The sequence below is a fragment of the Bradyrhizobium sp. genome (genome assembly GCF_049586575.1).
GTDB lineage: Bacteria > Pseudomonadota > Alphaproteobacteria > Rhizobiales > Xanthobacteraceae > Bradyrhizobium.
Window position 1 is genome coordinate 1 of sequence record NZ_JBAVCF010000547.1, and the last position, 7213, is coordinate 7213.

Annotated in this window: 6 protein-coding genes; 1 reads left to right on the forward strand and 5 read right to left on the reverse strand. The window is 60.8% G+C overall.

Annotated features, from left to right (window positions below; all coding sequences use genetic code 11):
• From WB528_RS20455 to WB528_RS20470, 4 genes are all read right to left on the reverse strand, one after another.
• Nucleotides 1-1019: branched-chain amino acid ABC transporter permease (locus tag WB528_RS20455; protein WP_423890225.1), on the reverse strand; the 1019-nt coding region annotated here is incomplete at its 3' end.
• Nucleotides 1016-1963: a branched-chain amino acid ABC transporter permease gene (locus WB528_RS20460; RefSeq protein ID WP_423890226.1), complete on the reverse strand. Its 948-nt coding sequence runs from the start codon at nt 1961-1963 to the stop codon at nt 1016-1018. The genes WB528_RS20460 and WB528_RS20455, both read right to left, overlap by 4 nt.
• A gap of 125 nt (nt 1964-2088) precedes the next feature.
• The gene (locus WB528_RS20465; RefSeq protein WP_423890227.1) at nt 2089-3330 is read right to left on the reverse strand and encodes a branched-chain amino acid ABC transporter substrate-binding protein; all 1242 of its coding nucleotides are present in this window, start codon (nt 3328-3330) and stop codon (nt 2089-2091) included.
• A 201-nt stretch (nt 3331-3531) separates the two neighbouring features.
• Nucleotides 3532-5211, reverse strand: a complete 1680-nt coding sequence (locus WB528_RS20470) for a carbamoyltransferase family protein (protein ID WP_423890228.1) — start codon at nt 5209-5211, stop codon at nt 3532-3534.
• A gap of 62 nt (nt 5212-5273) precedes the next feature.
• Here WB528_RS20470 and WB528_RS20475 point away from each other — a divergent pair, with 62 nt between their 5' ends.
• Nucleotides 5274-6137, forward strand: coding sequence for an aldose 1-epimerase family protein (locus WB528_RS20475; RefSeq protein ID WP_423890229.1), 864 nt, complete (start codon nt 5274-5276; stop codon nt 6135-6137).
• Between the two features lie 150 nt (nt 6138-6287).
• Here the strand turns inward: WB528_RS20475 and WB528_RS20480 are convergent.
• Nucleotides 6288-7213, reverse strand: a 926-nt coding sequence (locus WB528_RS20480) for an OB-fold nucleic acid binding domain-containing protein (protein WP_423890230.1), incomplete at its 5' end; no start/stop codon positions are given.

Sequence of the window (7213 nt, forward strand, 5' to 3'; positions counted from 1 at the left end):
GACGGGATCACCACGGCCCACGATCCGGCGCGGATCAGCGGACGGTGCATCATCAAAAGCTCGGCGATGCCGCCCGGCGCGAACATGACGATGCCGATGAAGATGATGCCGAAATAGAGCTGCCAGACCGTGGTGACGTCGGTCAGCCCGAGCTGCAGATAGGTGACGAGGATCGCGCCCAGGATCGGCCCGAAGAAATAGGCGGTGCCGCCGATGAAGGCCGCAAACAGAACAAGGCCGGATTGCGTCGCCCCGAGATAGGCGGAGTTCGCGATCTCGAAATTGATGGCCGTGAGACCGCCGGCGACGCCCGCGAAGAAACCGGCAAAGCCGTAGGCGAAATAGCGGACAACATGAGGATCGTAGCCGATGAATTCGACCCGTTCCGGATTGTCGCGCACAGCGTTGCAGATGCGCCCGAGCGGCGTGCGGGTCAGTGCGTACATCGCAATCGCCGAAATCATCACCCAGAACGCGATCAGGTAGTAGACTTGGCGCTGCGGCCCGAAGGTCCAGCCGAACATGTGCGGCAAGGCGGTGCGATCGGTAGTGATGCCGGATTCGCCCCCAAACACGCTGCGCAGGATCAGCGACGAGGACGCCACCAGTTCGCCGATGCCGAGCGAAATCATCGCAAACACGGTGCCCGCGCGCTTGGTCATCACCCAGCCGACCACGATCGCGAAGGCAAGTCCGCCGACGCCGCCGACCAGCGGAATGAAGGGCAGCGGGATCGGCAAGTTGTGGTTGGCGACCGCGTTCATGACGTGGACGGCAAGGAAGCCGCCGAGGCCATACTGAACGGCATGGCCGAACGACAACAGCCCGGTCTGGCCGAGCAGGATGTTGTAGGAGAGCGCGAAGATGATGGCGATGCCGATCAGGCTGAACGACGTCAGCGAGCCACCCGAGGAGAAGATCAGCGGCAGCACGGTCAGCGCTATCGCGGCAACCAGCCAGATGCCGTAGAAGCGGACCCCGCCGCTCGCGTGTTCCTTCGGCTCTGCGACGTCGGTCATGTTTCACGCGTCCCGAGCAGGCCCATGGGACGGACGATCAGGATCAGCACAAGCAGTACATAAGGCAGGATGGGTGCGATTTGCGCGATTGTCACGTTCCAGATGTCCGTCAGCACCGACGGTCCAAGGCTCGGGTCGAGCGGCCCAAATACGCTGGCCAGCGAACCGTTGACGGCAACCGCAAACGTCTGGATCAATCCGATCAGCAGCGAAGCGATGAAAGCGCCGGGCAACGAGCCTAGCCCGCCGAAGACGATCACCACGAACAGGATCGGGCCAAGCAGGCCGGCCATGTCGGACTGCGTCACCAGCGAGGGACCGGCGATAACGCCGGCAAGGCCCGCGAGTGCGGTGCCGACGCCGAACACCAGCATGAACACCCGCCCGACATTGTGACCGAGATGACCGACCATACTCGGATAGGTCAGCGCGGCTTGCACGATCAGGCCGACGCGTGTCCTCTTGAGCACGATCAGAAGCGCCACGAAGATGGCGACCGACACCGCCAGCATAAAGATCTTGTAGGCGGGATAGTTGGTGGAGAACACGGTGAAGGCAGGGAAGTCGAGCAACGCCGGAACCCGGTAATCCACCGGGCTCTTGCCCCAGATCATCGAAACGATTTCCTCGATCGCAAACGCAAGCCCAAAGGTCAGCAGCAGTTCGGCGACGTGTCCGTGCTTGTGGGTATTGCGCAGGCCATAGCGCTCGACGGCCATGCCGACCGCGCCGACCAGAAGCGGCGCCAGCACGAGAGCCGGCCAGAAGCCGATCCATTTGGTCAGCTGATAGCCGAAGAAGGCACCCAGCATGTAGAAACTGGCATGGGCGAAGTTCAGCACCCCCATCATGCTGAAGATGACGGTCAACCCGCTGGATAGCAGGAACAGCAGCATTCCGAACAAAACGCCGTTGAGCGTTGAAATGACGATCAGCTCAAGCACGGCGCACCCGCTGAATGGCTCGATTAATGACTGAGCGAAAGGTTCAATAAAAACTCGCGGCAATCGCCTTGGCCGGAACGATCCGCCCCGGTGCCTACAATAGCGCACCGGGGCGGATAAACGGATCAGTCAGGCCGCTTCATTTTGCAGGTGGTCGGCAGAATGGTCTGCGCGGTGTCGATCTTGGATACCAGATGCCAGCCCCAACCCGTGTTTTCCTCGTCGAACGGGTCCTTCGCCTTGTCGCTCATGCTGCCGAACGAGGAGATATAGATCGGCTGGAAGAACTGGTGGTCGTCCGCACGCATAAAGCCTTCACCGCCGTCGAGAACGTCGAACTTCATACCCTCCAGCGCTGCGGCGACCTTTACCGGGTCGAGCGACTTGGTCTTCTCGGCGGCAGCCTTGAACATCCGCATCTCGTTGACCGCGCGCGGATACCAGAGCGACATATTCTCCTTGGCGCGGAAGTCTTTCTCGAAGTCCATCGCCGTCTTGTTGCCGGAATTCGGGATGCCTTCGGTGATCTGATAGACCTGATGATCGAGGCCAGTCTGCTTGACCGCGGTCGGCCCGCCGGCGCCGCCGGCATAGTAGGTGTACCAGTTAACCTTGAGGCCCGCATCCGCGGCAGCCTTAAGCAGCAGCGCAAAGTCCTGGCCCCAGTTGCCGGTCACGACCGTGTCGGCGCCGGAAGCCTTGATCTTCGCGACGTAGGGCGAGAAGTCGGTGACCTTGAGCAGCGGATGCACCTCATCACCGACGATCTCGACGTCCGGCCGCTTTGCGCCGAGCATCTTGCGCGCCTCGGTGCGGACCGCCTGGCCAAAGGAATAGTCCTGGTTGATCAGGTAAACCTTCTTGATGGACTTCTCACCCTTCATATAGCTGGTGAGCGCCTCCATCTTGATGTCCGAATTGGCGTCCCAGCGGAAATGCCAGAAGCTGCACTTGTCGTTGGTCAGGGCCGGATCGACCGCAGCATAGTTGAAGAACAGCATTTCCTTGCCGGGATTGCGCGCGTTGTTCTTGGTGACAAAATCCTCAAGCGCCGCGGCCACCGACGACCCGTTGCCCTGGGTGATGTAGTGGATGCCGGCGTCGACCGCTTTCTGGGCCTGGACAAGGCTTTCCTGCGGGTTGGTCTTGTTGTCCATCGGCACGATCTCGATCTTGTGGCCAAGAATACCACCCTTGGCGTTGAGCTCGTCGGCGAGGAACTGGAATGTCTTCAAACCGCCTTCGCCGATGCTGGCGCCGCCGCCCGACAGGGGATCGATATAGCCGATCTTGAGTGTGTCCTGCGCCATCGCTGCGCTACCGAACATCGGCAACACAAGGGCGGCAGTCATCATGAGTTTGCGCATGTCATTTCTCCCTGGATTTTTGCGTTTCTTAAAGCGTGGCGGGACCGATGGATGGCTGGATTCATCGCTCCAGTGGCCCTTTGAAAGGGATTGTGGGCCAAGGCTCCGGAACCCGCAAGCCCGCCGGCTATCCGACTAAAGACCCGCTTTGCGACAAGGCCCGTTCCCTGGGTAAAGCAGACGAAAACGAAAAGAACGAGGTCAGGTCCGCGCCACCAGAACCACATCGTCCATGAACAAGGCGTCGATACCGGACTTGCGGAACGTCACGATCGCATCGGTCGGCGTGCAAACGATCGGCTCGCTATCGTTGAAAGAGGTATTGACGACGAGCGGTACGCCGGTCTTCGCAAAGAAACAGGAGATGAGTTCGTGAAAGCGCGGATTTAATTTGCGGCTCACGAGCTGTACCCGCGCGGTCCCGTCCTGGTGCACGATGGCGGGAATGCGATTGCGCCGCTCGGCCTTTACTTCCGGCGCAAACAGCATGAACTCGTGGCTTGCCGAATGGGCGCCAACCTCGAACCATTCATCGGCGTGTTCGGCCAGCACGCTCGGCGCGAATGGGCGAAAATCCTCCCGGTGCTTGACCTTCTGATTGAGGATGTCGCGCATCTCCGGCCGACGCGGATCGGCCAATAGCGAACGGTTGCCGAGCGCCCGGGGCCCGAATTCCATGCGGCCCTGAAACCAGGCGACGATCTTGCCGTCTGCGATCATGTCCGCAGCGTCGCGCGCGGGCGACTTGCTTCGCCGCGCCGTGAGACCGGCCGACTTCACCGCCGCCAGAATGTCGCGCCGCTTGAACGCAGGTCCCAGATATGGCGTCGAGGCGCCGCGCTGGGGCGGACGTTTCTGCTTGGCGCAATGCACGGCAAAGGCAGCGCCAATCGCCGTGCCTGCATCGTGCGGCGCGGAAGGTATGAACAGGTTGGCAAATTCACCGGATCGAGCGACCACTTCATTGGTCACGCAATTGAGCGCGACGCCGCCGGCAATGCACAGATTGTCGAATGGCACCTTGCGCTTGACGCGCCGGACGAGCGCCATGACCGCAGCATCGGTCGCCGCCTGCAGTGCGGCCGCGATATCGGCGTGCCGTGGCTGCATTTCGGCATCCGCCGCACGGGGCGGACCGAACAAGGCCTCTATTCTGGCGAGCTTGTCGGGCTGACCGCCGAGGAAATCCTGGGCTACGCCATAGTTTTCTCCGTCGGCGCGCAGGACCGATTCAAATTGCTGGCGAAACACCTCCGGGTTGCCGTAAGCCGCCAGGCCCATCGCTTTCGACGCATCGTAGTGCGAGAAGCCGATATACTCGCTGAACACCTCCCACACGAAACCGATCGAATGCGGATACTCGAATGTCTCGATGGACTGGATCCGTGTACCGATACCCTTCGCAAGCGAGGAGCCGGCCGTCTCGCCGATCCCGTCAATCGTGATGATGGCGGCGCGATCGAAACCCGACGGAAAGTACACTGAGGCGGCATGTGCCAGATGGTGGGGAACGAAGTGCAACCGTTCCCCCAGCGAACGTCCAAACAGCTCTTCAACGGCCGTGCGCACCTGACCGAGCCGCAAATGGAAAGTTTCCTCGTCCTTCGGATCCCACCATTCGGTGCGATATCGCTTCCGGCGCAGCTTTGGGTCGAACGAGTAGGCGACATGATCGATATCGCGCGCGGTGATCCCGGCATGCTTCAGGCAAAAGCGGATCGAGCGCTCGGGGAGCTGATGCGGGTTGTCCCAATCAGCCTCCTTGCCGTGCTTGATACGATTGAACCGTTCCTCCTCGACGGCGGCGACCAGCTCGCCGTCGACGAGCAGGGCCGCCGCTGACTCGTGATACACCGAGTTGATTCCGAGGACGTTGACCACCCTGCTCCACTCCTATCTCGCGTGACCAAAAAATATAATCTATCTTCCGGCAGGAAACCAAGATGAAGCATACGCTACAAAGCGACGCGATTTCGGCGATCATTACCGCTGACGGCGCCGAACTGTGTTCGCTGAAGAACAGCGAAGGGCTCGAATTGTTGTGGCAGGCCGGCCCGGCCTGGCCGCGACATGCACCGATCCTGTTTCCGATCGTCGGCCGGCTTAAAAACGACGAAATGCGCAGTAAGGGCAAAACCTTTCCAATGACACAACACGGTTTTGCGCGGGATCGGACGTTTGAATGGAGCGAGCGCAGTCCGAAATCCTGCACCCTGGTTCTGTCGGACGATCAGGTCACCCGCTTGCATTTTCCATACGCATTTCGATTGGCTGTGACCTACGCGGTCGAAGGCGCGCATCTGGACGTGGTTTTCGAGATCACCAACACAGGTGATGAGACACTACCGGCATCAATTGGCGCACACCCCGCCTTTAATTGGCCGTTGCTGCCGGGACTGCCCAAGGAGGTCTACGGGATCAGTTTCTCGCGCGAAGAGGTCGAACCCATCCGCCGTCTGCAAGACGGCCTGCTCCGCAAGAAGCCCGAATCGACCCCCATCGAAGGCAAATTCCTTGCGCTTTCAAAACAGCTTTTTGCCGATGACGCCGTCATCCTGAACCACCCCGCAAGCACCGCGATTCGCTACAGTGCCGATCGCGGTCCCGCCATCAGCATTTCCTGGCAAGGTTTTCGAGAACTTGGAATTTGGTCGAAGCCGCAAGGCGCGCCGTTCCTCTGCCTCGAACCCTGGCGCGGCTTCGCCTCCCCGTCAGATTTTGACGGCGATTTTCTCGACAAGCCGGGCATCATGAAATTGGCGCCGGCGGAAACACAAATTCTCAAGTACCGCATCGGCGTTGGCTGACTGCCCGTCCAAACACCCGGCGCCTCGCTCAGTGCGGCGGCTCCGGCTTGATCGCTGTCACCAGAACCGTCTGCGGAAATCCGGACCCCCACCAGAAATGCCGGCCGAGAGGGATAGCGAACTCAGGAGTCAGTTGATGCTGAACGTCTGCTAGTGAAAATCCCGCGATGGCGGCAGGATGCGCACATTGCGAGGATGGCGGATTTTTTGCGCCGGATGGTCTGGATGATCGCGCCGGTCGTCATTGAGCGGTTCGATCAGGGCAGGCCCCACCGGCAATGCAGGCTTGCGGCGCGGCGTGTCGTTGGCGAGATCGAGGAGATCGCCGGATCGGTCGACCAGTCTTTCGGCCACAAGATGCACGACCTTTTCCGGGCTGCTTTGAATAGTGCCTTCAACCAGGATCAGTCTTGATCCCATCACTTCTTTCCGGAACCGCTCCATCACCTTGGGCCACACCACGATATTGGCAATGCCGGTTTCGTCCTCCAGTGTCATGAAGACGACGCCCTTGGCGCTGCCGGGGCGCTGCCGCACCAGCACCACGCCCGCACAGCGAACATGTTGCTTGTCTCTGGCATCGGACACCGATGCGCAGGCGATCACGCGTTCGCGTTCAAATTTCGCCCGCAAAAATTCCATCGGATGCCCCTTCAGCGACAGCCTGATAGTCTGATAGTCGGCGACCACATGTTCCGGGAGCGGCATCGACGGCAACGGCTGCGCCCGCTCATCTGGTTGCTCGCGAGCCGCAGCCGTCTCAAACAGCGGCAGCGGGATGTCATCGGGCAACCGCCGCACCGCCCAGAGCGCCGCGCGACGATCGAGCCCGATGGAACGGAACGCATCGGCATCCGCGAGCAAAATCAGCGCGCGCTTGGGCAGCGCAGTGTCGCGGGCAAAATCCTCCAGTGAGGTGAACGGGCGGCGATTTCTCGCGGTGACGATCCGATCGGTCCAGTCGTCGAGTAGGACTTCGTTGTCGTTGCGGGGCATCGGGATTCCCTCAGCGTCGTCATTCCGGGGCGCGCCTTTTAGCGCAAACCCGGACCCTATGGTGGTTATGGATTCCGGGC